Raw genomic sequence first — 22036 nt, 5'->3', positions numbered from 1 at the left:
CGGCTACGTGATGTTGCTGGACTCATGGTCGAAACTCCAGCCCTGCTTACAACCTGACGCAGCGTGCGATTCAAGCGATTTGTCGTTTAGGTATCGTGTCCTGGCAGGCGGGCGTCTTCTCTTGATTGAAATGCATTAGTTGCGATGATGCTGGTATGCCAAATGCCGACTGCCGCGATCGCCGATGATCATCTCGTTCGCGTTGGGCCAGTTCTGAGAACATTTCGCTTCACGGCTGTTGCCGGGACGCTCAAGGTCCCGGCGTTCAGGAGGATTGTATCGCTTGACCACACGACAGAGTCGATGCCTGGCATCGATTTCTTGATGGCAATTCGGCGCGGGCTGCGGCTGTTCGACTGTGCAATCCCATTCGTGCAATAGAGGGCGTTCGTGTCCTCTTGCAGGGCTAGCCATCCGAAGGATTGGCAGGCAGGGAGCTTATCTGGGCCGGCTGCTCTTGAAGCCCCTAAAGATATATCTCGATTGGCGAAGAGCGGGTGGTCAGACGCGGCGAGCAAACTAGCAGTGCCTGCGACGTCGCGTGGCCTCTCGGGGAGAAGCCATGCGGGACGCCTCCTCCAATATTATCTGCCGCATCCATATGCTTGCCGGATCAGTATTGTGAAGGGCAGGCCATTGGAGGGCCTCCGTGAATGCGGGAAGTGGCAGCGGAAGATCGACTATCTGCAGAGGCGTGGTCTTTGCGAAATGCTTGGCAAGCCTTCCGGGCATCGTTGCTACACGGCCGGTGTTCAATAGTATAGGCGGGATCATGCTAAAGCCCTGCACAACGACCTCAATGCGTCTCTTGACACCGTGTTCGAGCAAAAACCATTCCTCGATGGAGGGCCTTTGCGTCGACCCGAACGTGGCCGCGACGTGCCCTATCGACATGTATCTCTCGAATGTAAGCTGCCGTGATAGCTGCTTGTTCGTGCGGCAACCCACGCACACGAGCGTCTCCTCGAACAGTGCCGCTTTAGGGTGGACGGTCGACATGAACAACTCTGGTAAGATAAGAAAATCGACCTCGCCGCGCCGAAGAGCCTGATCGGGGTCGTCCGAGAGAGGCAGGAATTCGAAGCGGACGGCGGGAGCGTCCCGCGCGACACGGTCCACGATCTTTCGGAAGAACACGACTGTCATGAAATCGGAAAGGTTGATCCTGAAGCGGCGATCCGATCGCGCTGGATTGAACGTATCCCGCGAAATAATCGACAGCTGGATGTGCAGCAGAGCCTCCCGAATTGGGACGGCAAGCCCTTCCGCACCAGGTGTTGGGACAAGTTCGCGGCCCCTCATCGTAAATAGTTCATCACGAAAATAGGCGCGGAGCCGGGCGACTGCCGCGCTCATGGCTGGCTGGCTCAGGTTGATGCTGCGCGCTGCGGCGGTGAGATTACGCTCGGTCATCAGAGCGTCGAGCGCGACGAGGAGATTCAAGTCGAGGCCTTTGAAGCGCATAATCTTGAGCTATCCATGCTGTGAATGGGTTACATAAAAACAATCGATTTTACCAATTTTGCGGAATGACGGATAGCAAAAACGTCAGTCAAATCGAATTCAGGCAACCAGGCTGATTAACGATCTTTGCCCTGGCTCCAAGAGAACTCAAGTGTTTGCTGAGCATCAACTTAACCCTGCCATTTCCGCGAGATTCGGCGGAATGCGTAAGCCGCATCACCATGGGTCGATGCGACAAGCGCCGCGTAGTTCGCATGGCCGCCGACTGCCGATAAACCTTCGTATAGTCTTTCCAACTCTGAGTATATCGGCAGCTTACCTCCGTGCTGCTGAACCGGCGCTCGACTCCGTCTTAGCTTCTCGAAGACACCGGAGTCGAATACAGGCGTCAAATACGTCTGCGCTTCGGTCAAATGGATCGCGCATCCTCGCAGTCAAATTGTGCCAAAACTGCAGGGAAAGTCCCTCGTAGGTTTGGTGCGAGTGCCAAGAGCGCTGGACCTAATCTCCGTCATGGGTGCTTATCGATCTTTCCGTGATGAGTTGACGGACATGCTCTTTTCGGCGGGTTACATCCCAGAACCGGTCCAGAGCGCAGATAAGTGCCAAAAATGCAGTCGCTTTCTAAGAGCGTCCTTCTTGATCGCGGAGACGCAGTTAGACAGCGATGCTCGCGGTCGAGCGACGCGAGCATCTGGTCGCATCTGGAAAGGCTATCCCAACCATTCTGCTCACGGGCCGTCCTGGGGACGACCGGCCGCGCGCGCTACGTGCCAGCGTGTCCCGTTACCTGAGCAGGCCATTCAGCGAGCGCGAACTGCTCGCATGCATCAACAACTCCACTCTCAGAGACCGGACAGTGCGCAGGGGCAGCCATGAACATAGTCCTTTCCAGTTCAGCGAGAGGTCTCTCAATGCGCTCTCAGGTGCAGTGGAGGGTGTGCTGGGAGAATGAGTTGCGACTCGCCGACCACATCGAACTGTCCGAGTTCTTTCGAGAGACCTACGGACCGACCGGCGAGTTTAATGCAAGTCCGTTCGAAGGCGGTCGAAGTTGGGCCGGCGCGAGGCCTGAGGTCCGTGTCATTGGCTACGACACGCGCGGCGTAGCTGCTCACATCGGGGCACTGCGGCGCTTCATCAAAGTCGGAGAGGTCGACCTACTGGTGGCCGAATTGGGATTGTACGGTGTACGTCCGGATCTTGAGGGACTCGGAATCAGCCACTCAATGCGCGTGATGTATCCAGTACTCCAGCACCTTGGCGTGCCATTCGGCTTCGGCGCGGTTCGGCATGCGCTGAAGGAACATCTTACAAGGCTGCTCGAGCGGCCCGGTCTGGCCACCGTACTCTCGGGCGTTCGCGTGCGGTCAACCCTCCCAGATGTGTATCCCAACTTGTCGCCCACGCGGACCGAAGACGTGCTCGTTGTGGTTTTGCCAATTGGACGGCCGATCAGCGAGTGGCCGACTGGTACGTTGATTGATCGCAACGGGCCAGAGCTGTGAGATATCTCGACTGCTTGTCCGCAGTGCGTAGCGAGTGCGCTGAGGCCGCCGGGGATCGCAGCGTCTATTTGACGTTTGACGACGGTCCTAATCCGCTTTGCACATCGGATGTCCTGGACGTGCTGGCGGAACAGCGGGTGCCGGCGACGTTCTTTGTTATCGGCGCGTACGCAGCAGACCAGCCGAAACTAGTCCAACGAATGATCGCAGAAGGGCACGAGGTCGCAAACCACACGATGAATCATCCGGACCTATCTAGGTGCAAACCGGCTGAAGTGCAATTTGAAATACTAGCGGCGAGCAGCGCCATCAGAACGGCGTGCCCCCAGGCCTTGGTGCGACACATCCGTGCGCCGTATGGCATGTGGACCGAACAAGTGCTCGCTTCGTCAGCGAGGGCTGGATTGGCTGCCCTGCACTGGTCGGTCGACCCGCGAGACTGGTCTCGTCCTGGCGTGGACGCAATTGTCGAGATGGTGCTGGCCTCTCTCCGGTCAGGTGCAATTGTGCTCCTGCACGACGGATGTCCTCCCGACGAGTTGGGACGGGGCACTCACGCTGGTCTGCGCGACCAGACCCTGAAGGCGCTTTCTCGCCTCATTCCAGCAATCCGCGGCCGTGGATTTGCAATCCGCTCGCTTCCTCAATCTCAAAGAACAGACACGCCCCTATGAACCTGCTTGCCACAACCAGCACTGTCACTGTCTTGTCTTATGCGTTGCTCTCGACTGTCTATAAGGGCGTGCAGACGCTTTATGCCCTGCCGACAGACGTCTCATCGCTGGACAATGCTATCGACACCGAAGCTCTGCCGAGCGTGGATGTCATCATCCCCTGCTTCAACGAGGGCCCGCGTACGCTCTCGGCGTGCCTAGAGTCCATCGCAAGTCAAGACTACGCAGGAAAACTGCAGGTCTATGTTGTTGATGACGGTTCTGGAAACCTCGACGATGTGGCGCCCGTCCACGAGACCTACACTGACGATCCGAGGTTTAAGTTTGTTATGCTGCGAGAGAATGTAGGAAAGCGCAAGGCGCAGATCGCCGCAATACGGCGCTCATCTGGAGACTTGGTGCTCAACGTCGACTCGGACACGGTACTCGCCCCCGATGTGGTTACGAAGCTTACCCGAAAGATGCAAAATCCGGCGATCGGCGCGGCCATGGGGCAGTTGACAGCCAGCAACCGGAGCGACACCTGGCTCACCCGATTGATTGATATGGAGTACTGGCTGGCTTGCAACGAAGAGCGCGCGGCACAGGCTCGCTTCGGTGCTGTTATGTGCTGCTGCGGCCCCTGTGCTATGTACCGCCGGTCCGCGCTTCTTTTACTGCTAGATCAGTACGAGACGCAATTTTTTCGGGGAAAGCCGAGCGACTTTGGTGAGGATCGTCATCTCACGATACTCATGCTGAAAGCAGGGTTTCGAACCGAGTACGTTCCGGACGCCATCGCCGCAACGGTGGTCCCGGATAGCCTAAGGCCGTATCTGCGCCAACAACTCCGGTGGGCACGGAGCACTTTCCGGGACACGCTACTTGGGCTGCGCCTGCTCTCCGGTCTCGATCGCTATCTCACACTAGATGTTGTCGGGCAGAATCTCGGGCCGCTATTGCTCGCTCTATCATTATTGACGGGGCTCACGCAGTTCGCACTCACAGCCACAGTGCCGTGGTGGACATGCCTACTGATCACATTAATGACCGTGGTCCGCTGCAGCGTGGCGGCGTTGCGTGCTCGGCAACTTCGATTTCTCGGCTTTTCTCTGCACACACTCATCAACCTCTTTCTCTTACTACCCGTGAAAGCCTACGCGTTGTGTACCTTGAGCAACAGCGATTGGCTGTCACGGGAGGCTGCCAGCGTACCGAAGAAGGGTGAACAGCAGGTCGTCATCCGAAACCCGATCACTGGACCGAACGCTACAGGAGCTTCGGGAGTTTCTGGGTCAATTCGCAGGACGGATCTTTCGCGCGGCTCGTCGAGGTTGGCGACCTCTGACGGCGTTTGCAGCGGCAAGTGATTCTTCAACCGAGGTGGACGATCTGTGCGCTTGAACGAGAAGTATGAATTGTTAGAACGGGAATTGGCCGCCGACGATCCGTGGCGGCTCGACGGTAGTCCGTTCGAGCGGGAGCGTCACACGCAGATGCTCCGGCTATCAATTTCCCAAGGGGTCATCAGAAATGGTCTCGAAGTCGGGTGCGCGGCCGGCGCATTCACGGAAAAGCTAGCACCTCACTGCCAACGGCTCACGGTGATTGATGTCGTGCCGCGAGCGATTGGTCGCGCGTCCGCACGGACGAAGCGGTGGTCGCATATTGCGTGGACAGTCTCCGATATTCAACAGTTCTCGACCGCCGAGCGGTTCGATCTGATCGTCGTGGCGGAAGTTTTGTATTACCTCCGTGACGTGGCCGAGATGCGCACGGCCATTGACAAGCTGGTGAGTATGCTCGCGCCGGACGGGCATCTGATTTTCGGATCAGCCCGAGATGCCAACTGCCGGCGCTGGGGTCACGCTGCTGGTGCCGAAACGGTCATCGCCATGTTGAACGAAACCTTGGTCGAGGTCGAGCGCGTGCAGTGCCAGGGTGTGTCGGATAATGAAGACTGCTTGATCGCCTGCTTTCGGCGTCCGTTTCGATCTTCAATTCAATCGAATCGCCAACTTTAATAGGGAGGCACTATGCGCATCTGCGGCATCAAGCTGACGCATGACGGGGCTATCGCTCTTGTGGAGGACGGGCGGCTGGTCTTTTGCGTCGAGCAGGAGAAACGTGACAATAATCCGCGGTATCAATCCATCGACAATCTTGATGCGGTTGTTGTCGCTTTGGCCGAGCATGGTCTGGATCCGCAGGATGTAGATCAGTTCGTCATCGACGGCTGGGACGGGGAGGTCGAGTCGCAATTCCAGGTCCTCAGTGGGGCGACACCTATCACTCTCAAAGGGGCGCCGTATGTTGAGCGCCATGCCGAAGGCCTTCTCACTTCGCGCGACGGTTCTAGCCTGATGCTTGACGGCAGGGTCTTCCCTTATAGAAGCTATCCCCACGTCACAGGCCATGTGGCCTCCGCATACTGCACGAGTCCTTTTGCCAAAGCCGGACAACCCGCCTTCTGCCTGGTATGGGATGGGTCCATCCTTCCACGTCTCTACTATGTAGAACCCAGCGGCGCGCGCTTCCTCGAATGCTTGTTTCCGATCATAGGCCATGCTTATGCTGTCGCCGGCCATCACTTTGGACCTTATAAACGGGCGAGCCGTACCAGCTGGGACCTAGGAGTTGCCGGCAAGCTGATGGCCTACATCGCGCTCGGGTCTGTGGATGAAGACATCGTTGCAGTGTTTCGGGAGCTCTACGAGGAGCGCTTTGCGGCCGACACGGAGCATGCTCGACGCTACCGTGCCGAGATCAACAGCGCGGAGTCCTCACTTGAGGCTATGCACGACTTTTTCGACGCGAGCGCGCTCCGATTGAAGGCCAAGCTGCCCGAAGATGTACTTGCATCGTTTCATAGTTTCCTCGAGCGTCTCCTCGTCCGGGAAATTGCTGTTGCTTTGCAGCGACATTCACGTCCGGGACCGCGCAATTTATGCATAGCCGGTGGTTGCGGTCTCAATATCAAATGGAATAGTGCACTTCGTGCTACCGGACTGTTCGATGATGTCTGGGTGCCGCCCTTTCCGAACGACAGCGGCTCGGCAATCGGTGCCGCTTGCTCCGCAATGGCGGCGGAGAAAGGCTTCGTTGCGCTGCAATGGTCGGTTTACAGTGGCCCGGCTCTGGCACCCAGCAGCAACGCCTCGTCCGAATGGGACGCTGCGCCATGCAGTATGCGTGAACTCGCTACCATCCTCGCGAGCAACAAGCCCGTGGTGTTCCTGGCCGGCCGCGCCGAACTTGGACCACGGGCATTGGGTGGCAGAAGCATTCTCGCAGCCGCGACATCGGCGGGAACGAAGGACCATCTCAACGACATCAAGCTTCGTGAGCTCTTCCGGCCAGTGGCGCCGATATGCCTGGCGGACCGTGCGCCGGAAATTTTCAGCCCCGGAACGCCTGATCCTTACATGCTTTTCGATCACCAGATACGGGCAGAATGGTGGGACAAAATTCCTGCTGTTCTACACCTCGACGGATCTGCGCGATTGCAGACCATTCCAAGAACCTCTCAGCACAAAGTGGCCGAGCTTCTCGTCGAATATGAAAAACTCACCGGCATTCCGCTACTTTGCAATACGAGTGCCAACCACCATGGACGCGGGTTTTTTCCGGATGCCGCAGCGGCCTGCCAGTGGGGAGGCGTTGAACACGTCTGGTGCGACGGCCTGCTGTGGACCAAAACCGTTGTAAGTGAGCGATCGCCGGCCGAACGACTTCTTTCAGTCTAGGATCAACGTATGTCCACCGCAGCAATCGACTTTACCGGCCGTAGGGAAGTCATAATGGCGACAAGATTGCCGTCAACGGGCTGTCGTTCGCCGTTGCGCCGGGAGAGTGCTTCGGCCTGCTGGGGCCGAACGGCGCGGGCAAGAGCACGATCGCGCGTATGGTCCTCGGCATGGTACGGCCTGATGCGGGCAAGATCACAGTGCTCGGCGAGCCGCTCCCCGTACGCGCAACCTTGGCACGCGTGCGTATCGGCGTGGTGCCGCAGTTCGACAACCTTGAACTCGAGTTCACCGTACGCGAGAACCTGCTCGTATTTGGGCGCTACTTCAGAATGAGCGCACGCGAAATCGAAGCGATCGTGCCGTCACTGCTTGAGTTCGCCCGCCTCGAAAGCAAGACGGATGCGCGCGTCGCCGGCCTATCCGGCGGCATGAAGCGGCGGTTGACGCTGGCGCGTGCGCTGATCAACGACCCGCATTTGCTGATAATGGACGAGCCGACCACCGGCCTCGATCCGCATGGACGCCATCTGGGAACGCCTGCGATTACTTCTGGCCCGCGGCAAGACGATTCTTTTGACCACTCACTTTATGGAAGAGGCCGAGCGGTTGTGCGATCGGCTGTGTGTGCTCGAGAATGGTCGCAAGATCTCCGAAGGCAAGCCTCATACGCTGATCGATGAGCAGATTGGATGCGACGTTATCGAGATCTATGGCGGCAATCCGCATGAGTTGTTGGCGCTGATCAAACCTTACGCGCGCCGCATCGAAGTCAGTGACGAGACGCTCTTTTGCTATGCGCCAGATCCGGAGCAGGTCCGCGTGCGGCTGCGCGGGCGCGCGGGTCTACGCATTCTGCAGCGTCCTCCGAATCTAGAGGATGTCTTTTTGCGGCTAACCGGGCGCGAGATGGAGAAATGAATCGTGGGTGAAGGCTACATGGCGGCCATGCCTGCGAACGCATATAACTGGGTCTCGGTATGGCGTCGGAATTTTCTGGCATGGAGGAAGGTCGCGCTTGCATCGCTTCTGGGGAATCTCGTCGATCCCATGACAAATCTCTTTGGTCTCGGCTTTGGCCTCGGAAATATTGTGGGGCGCGTTGACGGCGCTTCATACATCGCGTTTGTAGCGGCTGGCATGGTGGCGACGAGTGCGATGATCTCCGCGAGCTTCGAAGCGATGTACGCGACTTTCGCCCGCATGGATGCCAAGCGAACTTGGGAAGCAATTTTGTACACGCAGCTCACGCTAGGCGACATCGTCCTCGGTGAACTGGCGTGGGCAGCGACAAAGGCCGTTCTGGCCGGAACTATAATCGCGATTGTTGCCGCTACATTGGGCTATGCCGAATGGGCCGTCAATTCTTTATGTGCTGCCAGCAATCGCTCTCACTGGCCTCGTCTTCGCGACCTTGCGATGGTCGTCATATCGCTTGCGCCCAGTACGAGTATTTCGTGTTTTACCAGACGCTCTTCATCACGCCGATGATCTTCCTCTGCGGCGCAGTCGTTCCGGTAGCCCAGCTGCCCAGCATCTTTCAAAGCGTGGCGGGCATACTGCCGCTGGCACAATCGGTCGACCTCATCCGGCCCGCGATGCTGGGGCGCCCGGCTGGCAGTGCAGCCCTCCATATCAGTGCGCTTTGCATATACGCGGTGATACCGTTTTTCCTGTCGACGGCGCTGTTTCGCCGGCGCCTCATGCGTTAATGCGACGTTCCGCAGAAGCGATGGAGACACACGATGTTGTACCGCCAATTGTGCCGCGACAGCTCGAGACGGCGCAGCATACGGCAGTTACATGTACGGTTCCGTTTTGGAAGGACGACATGACTGGCTCAGCGCGCTATCTTTGTCGACTGCCTGCCCTCTGCTGCAAGCACCCTAGTGGGCGCTGCCTCTGTGCCGCGACTGAAGCGCGAAATCGCGCGCATGGATGTCAACCTGTGAGCGAAGGCGATCCAGTGAATTTGTCAGCAGTATGGAACGCGGGCGCCACAATGGCTGAGCTCATATCGTTGAGTAAGCCGGGCACCACGTAAGAATCCTTGGATGCTGGTGATGTCTGAATGGCGTTCGCAGCCGCGAGCGACAGTGCAGCTTAGTGGAACGATGCTGAAATCAGGCCAATAGGGCCTCCTGTCACGAGGAATGGAGAGCAAGATGCTGTGTCTGGGACTGAGCGGCGGGTTGGATAAAGTATATGAAAACCCACTCGAGCTTGGGAATACATTTCTGCACGATGGCGCGGCAGTGCTCGTCCGGAACGGACGCGTGATTGCGGCGGTCGAAGAAGAGCGCTTCAATCGGATCAAGCACTCTAACAAATTCCCGAGTAGTTCGATTCAATACTGCCTTTCGGCTGCGGGAGTTCAGCTCAGTGATATCGATCGTATCGCGTTCTACGCTACCGAGGCCTATTCGAATGCCATGCTCGAACGTCTGGTCATTTCCAACCCAGACGTCTCCATTCCATTGGATGCCAAACTGTTGCTGCGGAAAATGTTGGAGCAGGAGTTCGGCACTGAGGTCGATGCTTCGCGTGTCTCATTCGTAAGCCACCATATCGCGCATGCCGTCAGCGCGTTTGCGATGTCGGGATTCGACCAAAGCTTGATTTTCGCGATTGATGGCGGTGGTGATTTCCTCTCTGGGCTCTTGGCACGAGGTTCTGGAACCGAAGTTACGCAAGTCGAAACGTTCCCGGAGAGCAATTCTCTGGGGCTATTTTATCTCGAGACGATCCGGTATCTCGGCTATGGATTATTCGACGAATACAAGGTCATGGGGCTTGCACCTTACGGGGATCCCGCGCCCCACCGCGAGCTTTTCAAGCAGTTCTACGAACTCTCCGACAATGGACGTTACCGGGTCCACCTGGACCGCATCGGTCCGACGTTGCTCCGCAACATCGAGGTTCGACGAAAGGGAATGCCATTCACGCAGCAGCATCGAGACGTAAGTGCTTCATTGCAGGAAGCGCTGGAGCGGATCGTGTTTCATATCCTCAGGCATCACCGCGGGGCCACCGGTATGAAGCGGTTATGCCTAGCTGGAGGGGTAGCCCACAACTGCACCTTGAATGGTAAGCTGCTGTATTCCGGGCTCTTCGAAGACATCTTTGTGCAACCCGCGTCTCACGACGCTGGCTGCGCGTTAGGCGCTGCACTAATGATTTCTAACGAGTTCGGCCGACCGGCGCCGCGCGAGCGACTGCAGGAAGTCTATTGGGGTCCTGATCTCGGGAGCGACCGCACCGTGGAGCAGGAGCTAAATGCATGGGCCGGCCACCTCGACGTTGAACGTAGTGATAACGTGGCACGGAGTGCAGCCGACTGGATGGCTAATGGAGCGGTGATCGGCTGGGTGCAGGGTCGTTCGGAGTTCGGGCCACGTGCACTTGGCAACCGCAGCATTCTTGCCGATCCTCGGCCTGCCGCAAACAAGGACCGGATCAACGCGATGGTCAAAAAGCGCGAGGGCTATCGACCGTTCGCGCCATCAGTGCTTGAGGAGGATGCGCGCGAATTTTTCGACCTGCCTGATGGCACGCACGAATTGCCCTTTATGAACTTCGTCGTTCGCGTGCACCGCGCCAAGCGTGACTTGCTCAGCGCCATCACGCATGTTGACGGTACGGCGCGGCTGCAAACAGTGTCGCGCAAAGCGAATCCGGCCTACTGGGAGCTTATCAGTGAGTTTAAGAAGCGGACAGGAATTCCGGTTCTGCTCAATACGTCCTTTAACAACAATGCCGAGCCAATCGTGGATTCGGTTGCAGACGCCATTGCCACATTTCTGACCACAGACCTAGATGGACTTGTGGTCGGGCCCTTCCTCGTCAAAAAACGGGCGACAACGTTAAAGGACTGGAGCTCACTCGCGGTTTCGTTGCCGGCTTATGCATCACTTCATCGCGTCCGCGCTTACACAGCCCGAGATCGCCAGGAGACTTTGTGCGGCATCCGTGTGAGCTCGTCCAGCCGTGGCGCTGTGCGTATTTCCCATGATTTGTTCGATCTGCTGATGGGGATCGAGGGCGAAGCCCTGCTCGGGGATCTCCTCGAGAAAACTACGCTCGATCAGGCTAGGCGTGAGGTTCTCGTCAAGGAACTTCGGGAATTGTGGGAGCTGCGCCTCGTTCGAGTACATCCACCATATGCCGCTCGGGTGCATCGAGACCGCGATCAAATGCCAGACGAAGCATAACAGCGGCCAGAATAGGAGATCTTCAATAATGTTCCTATCCATGCGGTATCCTGCAGCGGGCCGACGCAAATGCTTGTTGGAGGCTCGATGAACGATCGGTTCGTGGTTTCTCGACGACGTACTGGTTTGGCGATTGTCTGTGGTCGCTCGCGGCAGCTTGGCGTTATGCGCAGGGGACGGGGCGGACCCTAGCCATCGATTGGCGTGGCTCCTGTTATCTGGACGAACCCTTCACCAACGCCTTTCCAGTCTTTTTCGAACCAATTCAAGACATCGCTGGCGTACGCGTCATCTGCGATGACCAGATTAATCAGTTCTCATTCCCGGGTCCGTTTTTCCCCGACTGGTGGAATAGGCCATCGATCGACTGCGTTTACCGGCCAGATGAACAAATCTTCCGAGAACGTGACGAGCTCAGCCATCTATTCGAAACCCTGCAGGATAGTGAAGCTAACACCGTGGTGTGTGATGATGCTTGTCTGATGTCGCGTTGCGATGAGGATGCGGAACGACAGATATTCAGAGCATCAAACCGCGATCTGAAATCCAAGCTCGAATTGATGCGATCTATCAGGAACACTTCTACACCGTTGTCGGGGTTCATATTCGACACGGCAACGGCGAAGATGTTATGGGGCACGCGCCGTACTGGGCCGATCCAGAGCTCGCCTTACGGCAGGTATGCACTGCGATTCGTAAGGCCAAAGCGTTACCGCATCAAAGACCTATAAGGGTGTTCTTGTGCACGGACAGCGCGCAGGTCCTTGATCGGGTGTCGGGTGTGTTTCCCGATCTATTTACTATCGAAAAACGTTTCCAGGCGCATCAGACCGGGCCATTACATAGTGCAGCCCTCGGGGCCGATGGCGGTGTTTCCGCTCTCATCGATATGTATCTTCTTGGGCGATGCGATACCGTGATCCGTTTTCCGCCGACTAGCGCCTTCACGCGCTATGCGAGCCGTTTCGTGCCCCGAATCATTGAGTTCGACTTGAATGATTTCAGTCGTTTGATCTGGAATGAAAAATCGTCCGCTGTTATCTCGGTTGGGTGCAGATCATAACCAGCATTGTCGTGGATCATATCGCCCCTTAGCATTGCCCCTATAGCCCTTCGGTCCTGTCGACGATGTTGTTTCCTCTGCAAGGATTAGCGTTCGACAATAGGGGGAGCATCGACGAGCGCCCCGGGGGGCGCACTCCGCGGGGGCGGACTCCTTCGCATCGACCAGCATGCTTGTGATCGTGAGGGCGGGGGCGTCTGAGAAATCCATTGTTTTCAGCTTCTGGTCGCCTCATCATTCAGCCGGAGAAGCTGGCATCGTTGACCAAAAGGTGCAGAGCGTCCGCCGACAATGGTGCCACTTCGCATGCGAACCTCACGTAAAGCGTGAGCCACGTCAGATTACAATCCCCAGCGACTGCCGGGCGACAGTAAGAATCGCGACGTGTCGTACTTTCCCATTTCCTAGTCTTGATATGGGAAGGCGTTCGTCTTAGTTCATCTGCTCGCTTCATGGGATAAGCGGACCCAGTCGATCGGGAGAGGATGAATTGGAAATGATTATCGACCTTATGCTGGTTCTCAGGACGCGCGGAGTGTCAAGCAACCACACGTCATCCGTCGCACATAAAGGGTCGAATTAAGTGAGATCGATAGCTGTTGTGTATCGACCCAACTTAGGTTGCGGACCCCACCTGGCTGCATCAGCAGCAGGCAACTAGCGACCATCGCCAATGCCGCACGGTACCCGCTTTGAGGATGCGCCGGGCCTATGCACCGCGCCACGCACCGACGTGTTTGCGGGCACTCGCATTCGGCTTGGTGCGCGCAGCGCATTGCTGCTGTCCGAAGCCAAACGGGCCTATGTCTGGAACGATCCAAACTGTCGCGAACACGACACTCGGCCGCAGAACTACAGAGGTTCGTCTGCATCGCAACTGGCCCAAATCCTGCACGGTCGCTCACGGGCAAGGACAGAATCGGAGGCGTGTTTGAGTTCCGACCGGAGAAATGACGATGCCGTTGCCGATCCATCGTCGGCGACGGATGTGCGCTGTCCATTTCAGACCGATAGGGGCCCCATCCCGCAGGGAGAGCAGAAGACTGTGCTGTTGACCGGGGCATCGCGTGGCATCGGCCACGCCACCGGAAAGCTATTTTCGCAAGCGGGTTGGCGCATCATTTCTTGCGCGCGCCAGGCCTTCGATGGCGGGCTATGCCCTTGGAAGTCAGGTGCAGACGATCATATCCAGGTCGATCTCAGCAACCATCGGATGTTGCCTGGTGCCATCGCCGAGATCAAGGAGCGCCTTGCGGGCGCGCCATTGCACGCATTGATCAACAATGCCGGCATTTCACCGAAGACCTCGAGCGGCACGCGACTGACGTCGTTGTCGACGTCAGTCGACACCTGGATGAGCGTGTTCCACCTCAATCTCGTGGCGCCGATTCTGCTCGCGCAAGGCCTTTTTCGCGAGCTGAAAACTGCGTCGGGATCAGTTGTCAACGTGACCTCAATTGCGGGTTCGCGGGTGCACCCGTTTGCCGGCAGTGCTTATGCGACGTCGAAAGCTGCGCTCGCCTGCCTAACGCGCGAAATGGCGCACGACTATGCGCCGCATGGCATTCGCGTCAATGCGATTGCGCCCGGCGAAATCAAGACGGACATTCTGTCACCTGACACGGAAGCCCGGCTTGTGCCAAACATCCCGCTGCGCCGCGTGGGCACGCCAGAAGAGGTCGCGCGGGTCGTCTTTTTCCTATGCTCGGATGCGGCGAGTTATGTCACCGGCACCGAGGTTCCGATCAACGGTGGCCAACACCTGTGATCGGACGCACCCGGAATAGTCAATTCGCAGCTGATTTGAGTTACCTCAATGGAACTCGCGTTCGCCGAGAAAACTCGCGCGTCGATGGCGCGAAAAGTAAGCAGCAAAATCGAGGCACTATAATTTTACTGCCTTGTTTACTGTCGTGCCATGAAAATGCGTTATCTCTTGCCGTCATCCGTGAAAGTTGGCCCGAGATCGAGGATGGCATTGCAACACAGTACCCGCAAATCCGAACAAGGTGACAGGGAGGACGGCCAGAACAACGGAGACACGGTCATGCTGCATATCGCTTCTGTACGCGAAAGGCCTAACTCAAGGTCAGAAACGGACCTCGAGGTTACAATTGCGCCGTCGCATGAGAACGCGCTCGCCGGCATCTTCGAAATTGCGAAGCTTCTGACTGCTCCCTGCCGCCTCGAAGTCACATTGGCCAATGTCGTAGATCTTCTACAATCGCTTGTGCAGGTACGGCACAGCATCATCTCGCTTTTCGACGATGATGGCGTAGCGGACATAACCGTTGGCGCCGGATTGAGCGAACGCAGCGACGAGCGCGACCGGATGCGACCGCCGCAGAAGGCAATCGACCTGATCGCGGCGACGGAGGGGCCGCTCGTCGCCGAGAACGTCACGCTGCATTCTGCCTTTAGTGCTTCCGACCTGGATGTGCTTGGGGCCTCCGACGACATTCCGGTTTCATTCATCGGGGTTCCTATTCGCATCGATGCGAAAGTCGTAGGTGCGCTGACCATCGACCGCCTTTTGGACAGCAGGTCAAGTATCCGGCTCGATTACGACGTCAGGCTGCTTACCATGATCGCCGACCTGGTCGGTCAGACGGTAAAGCTGCATCGACTGTTCGGGTGCGATCGCGAGCGACTTATGGCGGAGAAGGACCGGCTGCAGAAGCAGTTGTCCGAGCTAAAGCACCCGGTGCGGGAGGGGAAGAAGGTTAGTGTCGAGGGGATCATTGGCGACAGTCCGGCGCTGCGCGCGATGCTGGAGAAGATCGCTGTTGTAGCTAAGTCGAATAGCACCGTTCTGTTGCGCGGCGAATCCGGTACAGGGAAGGAGCTGGTCGCTAAGGCCATTCACGAGCAATCGGCCCGCGCTAAGCGGCCGTTCATAAAGCTCAATTGCGCGGCACTCCCTGAGACGGTCCTCGAATCCGAATTGTTCGGCCATGAGAAGGGCGCCTTCACCGGCGCGTTCAATGCACGTAAAGGTCGATTCGAGCTCGCCGACAAGGGGACCCTGTTTCTAGACGAGATTGGGGAGATCTCGGCCTCGTTCCAGGCAAAGCTGCTGCGCGTGCTGCAGGAGCAGGAATTTGAGCGCGTCGGCGGTAATCAGACCATTAAGGTCGATGTTCGCGTGATCGCCGCGACGAATAAGAACCTAGAAGAGGCGGTGGCAAGGAACGAGTTCCGAACCGACCTTTATTATCGTATTAGTGTGGTCCCCTTGCTGCTGCCGCCGCTGCGCGAAAGGCGCAGTGATATTCCGCTCCTCGCTGCTCAGTTTCTTAAGAATTTCAACAGCGAAAACGGCCGTACGTTGACATTCGATGCGAGTGCGATTGGAGTGCTGATGAACTGCGGTTTTCCTGGCAATGTCCGCGAGCTCGAAAACTGCGTGCAGCGGACAGCGACGCTCGCCCATGGACCATCGATTGTCAGAGACGACTTTGCCTGTTGCCACGGTCAGTGCCTTTCCGCGATTCTGTGGAAGAGCGCATCGGATGAGATAGCGCTGCAGCCGGGCCCAATTGTACCAGTGCCCGCGAAACCGGCCACATTCCAGGCTGCTCCATCGGCGGCGTTTGCGGTCTCGCCCGGCGGCAGCGAGCAGGCTCCGCTGGCGCCTGCCGGCGCACCTCTCGTCAGCGGTGCGAACATGGTCGATCGCGAGCGCGTTATCGCGGCTATGGAGAGGTCAGGCTGGGTGCAGGCAAAGGCGGCGCGCCTGCTTGGAGTGACGCCGCGTCAAATCGGATACGCGCTGAGGAAATACGGTATCGAGATCAAGCGTTTCTAATAGCGCGGTTCGCCTGAGCGCGTCAAACAAGCCGCCTCGTGATCTGAACGACGGTCCGCTATGCATACGAGATTTGAGTTTGCTAGCGTGAGCTCATGCAGAGCCGAATCTCAAAAGATGCGTTCACCTCAGTGAGACGCAGAGGGCGATTTGCTCCTGTGATTCGAAGTATCATGGAGTACGAATCGGCTCAGGCGGTCACAGTCGCTCGTGAGCTATGCAGCTCCGCTACGGGAGCGGATCTACTAATGCATTGAGGGGAAGCGCATCCCGGGTCGGCCGCGCTCTTGTTAATCAATGGCGGTAGCTGTCGCATTCACGACGAATGTCGCAATTCTGGCGCTGGGGAACGTTGCCGACATTGTCATGAGCCTCGCACAAGCCCTTGTGTTGCTGTCCGTTTTCGAAATCGCTGCAATGGTACGAGGCTTGCTGTTCGTTCACAGGCCCACGTAACGCCTGGAGAAGCACATGCACAATGTCGTCTGCATCAAGCAGGTCCCTGACTCCGCGCAGATCCGTGTGCACCCCGTCACCAACACGATCATGCGCCAGGGGGTGCCGACCATCATCAATCCTTACGATCTGTTTGCATTGGAAGCCGCGCTCGAGCTGCGCGATAAATTTGGCGGCGAGATCACCGTCCTTACAATGGGGCCGCCGTCGGCCGAGGAGTCCTTACGTAAGGCACTGACCTTTGGCGCCGATCGCGCCGTACTGCTCACCGACCGCTGCTTCGCGGGCGCCGACACATTGGCGACGACTTACGCACTGGCGACTGCCATCCGCAAAATCGGCAAGGAATACGGCCAGCCCGACCTCATCTTTACGGGCAAGCAGACCATCGATGGCGACACCGCGCAGGTTGGGCCCGGCATCGCGAAGCGGCTTCGTGTGCTACAGCTCACCTACGTCGCCAAGATCAGAGCCCTCGATCTCGCCGCACGCACGATTGAAGCGGAACGGCGCTCAGAAGGCGGCGTCCAGGTGCTGCGTACGAGACTGCCGTGTCTTATTACCATGCTGGAGGCGACCAACCAGATCCGCCGCGGCGCCATGGCGGATGCATTGCGTGCCGCCCGGGCCCAGATCGTGAAATGGAGCGCGCAGCACGCAGATGTCGAAGACATCTCAAAATGTGGTCTCAAGGGCTCGCCAACGGTCGTCAAGCGGGTCTTCGCGCCAACTGCGCGCGCTGAGAAGGCCGTATTGGTGGAGCCTGCCGAGCAACCGGCGGAAGCATTAATTGACGCCATGTTCAAGTACCAGCCGAGGCTTGAAGCCGACCTTGCAGCCCTGACCGGCGATCCCTGATCTGAAGCAGTTTTAGCGATGAGCACTGCAATAAAAGCTGCCGCGTCGATTAGGGAAGGGCGCGCTGCCGTCAAGAAGAACGCGGAGCATTTCAAGGCCGACAACCATTTCTGGGTAGGCATTGAGCAGGGGCGCGGCGACGTGCATCCCATATCCTGGGAGCTGATGGGAGCCGACCGGAAACTTGCGGGAAAGCTGAAGGTCGATGTCGCAGCCGTCGCGCTCCGCCTCGAGCGCGAGGCGATGCGCAATGCCGCGCGCGCATCCTCTTACGGCGCCGACATGGTGTATGCCGACTTGGTCTATAATGTGCAGCAGGAGCATCGCAAGGAGTTCTACACGAAGGCGCTGATCGACGCCGTCAACTCCCACAGGCCGACAATCCTGCCATCCCGGACGACGTTCGGCTGCGATCTGACCGGCTCCGTGACGGCCACGTTGCTTGCCGGCAGCACCTCGCTGCCGTGCACGATCTACAAAATGAATAGGACCGCAAATGGCCACCGTACGCCCGCGCGTGATGGCAATGCCCGAGCGCGTCACGCGCGATCTTGGCACTGTTATCATCTATTCCGTGGATCTGCTCAAAGCCGGCCTCGTCGCCAAAATGCTATCGTTTATACCTGGCCGCGAATCCGCTGAATCCAATCTCGCCTATGCCGGCGTCTTAGTTCCCCGCGGTTTGGGGTTAGGGTACCCCGGACAATCGCCAGCTCGGCGCAGCGCTTGCCGAATATGGCGCTCGCGTCCGTCGGTACAGAAGGGCCGTCTCACGTACGACGGGCAAATAGGGCAAGCCGGCAAGACGGCAAGCCGAGTCTGTATATCGCCTCCCGGTTTTTTCCGGCGCACCCAGCATCGTGTCGGCGTCGAAGGCACCGACCTGATCATCGGCAACAACACGCCGATCTTTCTTCACGCATCGGTAGCGCCAGCGACGCGAGCCAGTTTATGGCCGTCGCTCACAGCCGCATTGCGTGCGCGGCCATCGCCGCATTCGCGACCGGCTCGGAAGAAGGCAGGAATTCCAAACGGCGCAACTGAACGAAGGAGAACGCCCATGATCGACGATAGGTTCGATGCAATCGTAGTCGGCGCCGGAATGGCCGGCAACGCTGCGGCGCTAACCATGGCCAAGCGCGGCTTGAAGGTGCTGCAGCTCGAGCGCGGCGAATACTCCGGATCTAAGAATGTGCAGAGTGAAATCCTGAATGCCGACATGCTGGCCGAGCTGATCCCGGATTTCCGCAAGGATGCACCGCTCGAGCGTCATGTAACCGAGCAGCGGTTCTGGATGCTGGATGACTGCTCCCGCATGGGGCTGCGCTATCGCTTTGACGATTTCAGCTACGGGCCTTCCAACCGCTACACCATTATCCGCGCCCCGTTCGACAAATGGTTCTCCTCCAAGGTAAGGGAGGCGGGTGCCACCGTCCTGTGCCAAACCAACGTTACGGAGCTGTCACAGAACCGCCGTGGCCGTGTCATTGGTGTGCGTACCGACCGCCAGGTTGGCATAATTTACGCCGATGTGGTGGTGCTCGCCGAAGGCGTTAATGGCTTGCTCGGCACGCGTGCGGGCTTGCGCGAAAGGCCGAAGCCCGATCAGGTTGCGCTGACAGTAAAAGAAATGCACTGTTTGCCGCGCGAGGCCATCGAAGCCCGTCTCAATCTCAAGGGCGACAAAGGCGTTGTGATCGAGGCCGTCGGCAACATCTCGCGCGGCATGACGGTCGTAGGTTTCATCTACGCGAATAGAGAGAGCATCTCCCTCGGGATCGGCTGCTTAGTCTCCGAGTTCCAGCGCACGGGAGAAACAGCCTACGAGCTACTCGACCGTTTCAAGCGTCACCCGTCGATCGTACCGCTAATCGACGGCTCGAATATTAGAGAATACTCCGCACACCTCATTTCCAAAGGCGGCTACAACACCATACCTAGGCTCTATGGCAAGGGCTGGGTGGTTGTCGGGGATGCCGCCCAGCCCAACGACACCATCGATCACCAAGGCGGGAATGTTTCAATGATCTCAGGGAGAATTGCCGCGGAAGCGATCTTCCGCGTGAAGTCGCGCGGCGATCTCATGAGATGGGATAGCCTCTCACTATACAAGAAAATGCTGGATGGATCCTTTAAGCACGCGAAAAGGCGTGACGTGCTATCGCTGCTGCATACGCAGCCGCAAAATTTTCTTCTCACCCGACAGCAGCTCGTCTCGAAGGCGATACAGAACTTCAGTCGCGTCAACAGCGCGCCGGAGGCGGAGAGGTCGGACTTACCAGCACGGCGGCCATGGTGATCGTCCGGATAGACGTGAATCGCTAAAGGAAAAGCCAGGCAGATCGCGCTGGTCGAGAGGCCGTCGCTGCATAAGCGCGGAGTAAATTATGACTAAGAACCGTCGCATGAAGGGGATCCGGGGGCATTTAATGTTATTGCCATCCTCCAACGATGAATGCACTAAATCCCTCCCAACGCGATCAAGGCAGGGCGCTCCACCTCCTTGGAAGAGCTGGACCACGGTATCATTGCGTCAAGTGGCGTTTCAGGAGCGAGCGATCATGAGGCGGCGATTCAACACCGAAAGTTTCGCTCGGCCACTTTGGTGCTCGCTGCCGAACACGCCAGCTGCTGGGACCATAGTAATAGTCGTGTGCGCTTGCTCGCACTCGGCATATTTGCGGTACACCTTGTAGGCGAACACCGGCCGACGGGTACAAGGATGACGCGACGCTGTGTGGCGCCAGCATCGACGTTACATTCCGGGTTTGTATGGGCGCGGGGCTCCTATGCGCGTCAGCGGGAAGCGTGGTCGGGACATGCTGCGCTAGCCAGTGCTGGCTCGCCTGTTCGATCGCGCCCGGGTTCGTCATCGCCGTGCTCTTATCCTTGAGGGCCGCATCGAGTCACCGGCCAGAATGATGGCAGCTTGCGCGATCTGCGAAAAGGCGAGAGAAGCTGACGTACCCACGCACGACGGATGCCTGCGACGCAATTTCTACACGTCCATGATGGACCTAAGTTAAGCTCCGGCTCGGCCAAAGCCTGCCGAGGCGCCATGGGTGGACACAAACAATTTGAGCTCCGCGCGTTTCTTTTGCTTGGAAGGGCGAATCGGGAATAGGCTCTTGCTCACGTACTGCTCGACAGGAGCTGAGTGCATCTGATCGTAGTGATAAGAGCACCAAGACGACATTGTCGTGCGCGGCCCTCGCAATACAGGCTCGCCACACAAGACCTTCTTAGAACCGTCGGGGTTTTTCACGTTGCCGCTCCGAAGTAACGGGCAATCTCTTGGAATGTCGTGCCGGTCATGGCGAGCGAGGCTTGCCGCCAAAGCTCGACCTTTCTGCGTTTAGTCGGCATATCACCTCCCAGTGATCTGTGCGGACATAACAAAAGCCTTCGACCTGAGCTGGTTGTGTGCTGGCACGGAGGAGCAAGCCGTCACACGCGCGAAACAGGCGGCTCCAGCAAGCGCACTAGGAATCACGTCTGCTGTTTTTCGACTATCGTTACTTTCTTGAGGAGCTGGGACACGTGGACCGGTGCTGCCTACTTTGATACCGTACAATTTGACGCTACGTACGATTCAAGTCCCTTTAGGGCGCTGGTAGAAAAATATGTCCCAACTCGTCGGCTCCAGGAGCAACGATCATACGAAAATTGAAGGAAGCAACGCCATTCCTCAAAGCATCGGTCGTTGCTAGCGGGCGATCTTAAGGTGCCGCCTTTGTGAGGGGTTCAGCTGACGCGGTGTCGGGTCTCTCTCAGGCGAATCTTCTCGCCGCAATCATGCTGTTCGCTTATGGGTATTAAGCGACCTGTAAATCGAGGGCTCCGCCAAGTGCACGCCGCTTGCCGGGCGAGTATGCTACTCCATATTTGTGGCTCGGGAAGATGAGATAGCCCCAGTTCGCTTCTAATGACCGCATGGCGAGAAGCGTCACTGAGCCGTGCGGTAACGTTCGAAGCTCGCACCGGAAGTTGAGTGGATTGCCTTAACCTGGTCGCGTCACTCGATGCCGCCGATAAAGATTCTATGGCGGGCGATGCAAGACGCATTCGAGCACGCACACTGCCTTTGCAGAATTGGTACGTCGAGAACGCCTAGATCTCACGGCGCTGTATCGAAGCGGCGGACATTCCGGCACCATCCCAGCAAGCGAAGCTCAGTGCGAGCTCCCGCTGATCGCCGCCGAGAAGATTGACGCCAAAGCGGCCGCTGGCGAGTATCGCATCGTGAGAGTCTCAGAGCAGTCATTAATG

The 22036-nt window shown here is 57.8% G+C and carries 13 protein-coding genes and 3 pseudogenes; 15 read left to right on the top strand and 1 reads right to left on the bottom strand.

Annotated features, from left to right (window positions below; genetic code table 11):
- Positions 1 to 519: 519 nt before the first annotated feature.
- Complete coding sequence (locus IVB22_RS29155; protein ID WP_247520615.1) at positions 520 to 1464, bottom strand: LysR family transcriptional regulator; 945 nt, start codon at positions 1462 to 1464, stop codon at positions 520 to 522.
- A gap of 875 nt (positions 1465 to 2339) precedes the next feature.
- On the opposite strand from IVB22_RS29155, the gene IVB22_RS29150 reads away from it, so the two are divergent.
- The 15 genes and pseudogenes from IVB22_RS29150 to IVB22_RS29080 form a co-directional block, all read left to right on the top strand.
- Positions 2340 to 2972, top strand: coding sequence for a NodA family N-acyltransferase (locus IVB22_RS29150; RefSeq protein ID WP_276576924.1), 633 nt, complete (start codon positions 2340 to 2342; stop codon positions 2970 to 2972).
- Positions 2969 to 3646, top strand: coding sequence for a chitooligosaccharide deacetylase NodB (gene nodB, locus IVB22_RS29145; protein ID WP_247520614.1), 678 nt, complete (start codon positions 2969 to 2971; stop codon positions 3644 to 3646). Before IVB22_RS29150 ends, nodB begins: the two co-directional genes overlap by 4 nt.
- A complete protein-coding gene (nodC, locus tag IVB22_RS29140; protein WP_247520613.1) occupies positions 3643 to 4995 on the top strand; it encodes a chitooligosaccharide synthase NodC in 1353 nt (450 codons plus the stop codon). Before nodB ends, nodC begins: the two co-directional genes overlap by 4 nt.
- Positions 4996 to 5025: 30 nt before the next feature.
- A complete protein-coding gene (gene nodS / locus IVB22_RS29135) occupies positions 5026 to 5649 on the top strand; it encodes a nodulation methyltransferase NodS (protein WP_249805433.1) in 624 nt (207 codons plus the stop codon).
- 12 nt (positions 5650 to 5661) lie between these two features.
- A complete protein-coding gene (gene nodU, locus IVB22_RS29130) occupies positions 5662 to 7371 on the top strand; it encodes a nodulation protein NodU (RefSeq protein ID WP_247520611.1) in 1710 nt (569 codons plus the stop codon).
- A 9-nt stretch (positions 7372 to 7380) separates the two neighbouring features.
- Positions 7381 to 8292: pseudogene (gene nodI / locus IVB22_RS29125) on the top strand (nodulation factor ABC transporter ATP-binding protein NodI).
- 3 nt (positions 8293 to 8295) lie between these two features.
- On the top strand, positions 8296 to 8862 hold the full coding sequence (locus tag IVB22_RS29120) for a hypothetical protein (protein WP_247520610.1): 567 nt from the start codon (positions 8296 to 8298) through the stop codon (positions 8860 to 8862).
- Complete coding sequence (locus tag IVB22_RS29115) at positions 8829 to 9083, top strand: ABC transporter permease (RefSeq protein WP_247520609.1); 255 nt, start codon at positions 8829 to 8831, stop codon at positions 9081 to 9083. The genes IVB22_RS29120 and IVB22_RS29115 overlap by 34 nt, the downstream gene beginning before the upstream one ends.
- A gap of 453 nt (positions 9084 to 9536) precedes the next feature.
- Positions 9537 to 11582 (top strand): carbamoyltransferase, encoded by a 2046-nt coding sequence (locus tag IVB22_RS29110; protein WP_247520608.1) that lies wholly within the window; start codon positions 9537 to 9539, stop codon positions 11580 to 11582.
- Between the two features lie 69 nt (positions 11583 to 11651).
- Positions 11652 to 12645, top strand: a pseudogene (locus tag IVB22_RS29105) (nodulation protein NodZ).
- Between the two features lie 988 nt (positions 12646 to 13633).
- On the top strand, positions 13634 to 14413 hold the full coding sequence (locus IVB22_RS29100) for an SDR family NAD(P)-dependent oxidoreductase (RefSeq protein WP_247520634.1): 780 nt from the start codon (positions 13634 to 13636) through the stop codon (positions 14411 to 14413).
- A 279-nt stretch (positions 14414 to 14692) separates the two neighbouring features.
- A complete protein-coding gene (gene nifA, locus IVB22_RS29095) occupies positions 14693 to 16453 on the top strand; it encodes a nif-specific transcriptional activator NifA (protein WP_247520633.1) in 1761 nt (586 codons plus the stop codon).
- Positions 16454 to 16924: 471 nt separating this feature from the next.
- Positions 16925 to 17767: an electron transfer flavoprotein subunit beta/FixA family protein gene (locus tag IVB22_RS29090; RefSeq protein WP_247520607.1), complete on the top strand. Its 843-nt coding sequence runs from the start codon at positions 16925 to 16927 to the stop codon at positions 17765 to 17767.
- A 165-nt stretch (positions 17768 to 17932) separates the two neighbouring features.
- Positions 17933 to 18409, top strand: coding sequence for a hypothetical protein (locus IVB22_RS42105; RefSeq protein WP_374207722.1), 477 nt, complete (start codon positions 17933 to 17935; stop codon positions 18407 to 18409).
- 418 nt (positions 18410 to 18827) lie between these two features.
- A pseudogene (locus IVB22_RS29080) lies at positions 18828 to 20036 on the top strand (FAD-dependent oxidoreductase); the annotation flags it as partial.
- Positions 20037 to 22036 lie beyond the last annotated feature (2000 nt).

Origin of the sequence: Bradyrhizobium sp. 190 (assembly GCF_023073415.1) — a bacterium.
Taxonomy (GTDB): Bacteria; Pseudomonadota; Alphaproteobacteria; order Rhizobiales; family Xanthobacteraceae; genus Bradyrhizobium.
Note: the sequence above shows the minus strand (reverse complement) of the source record. Positions and strands in the feature narration are given on the sequence as shown.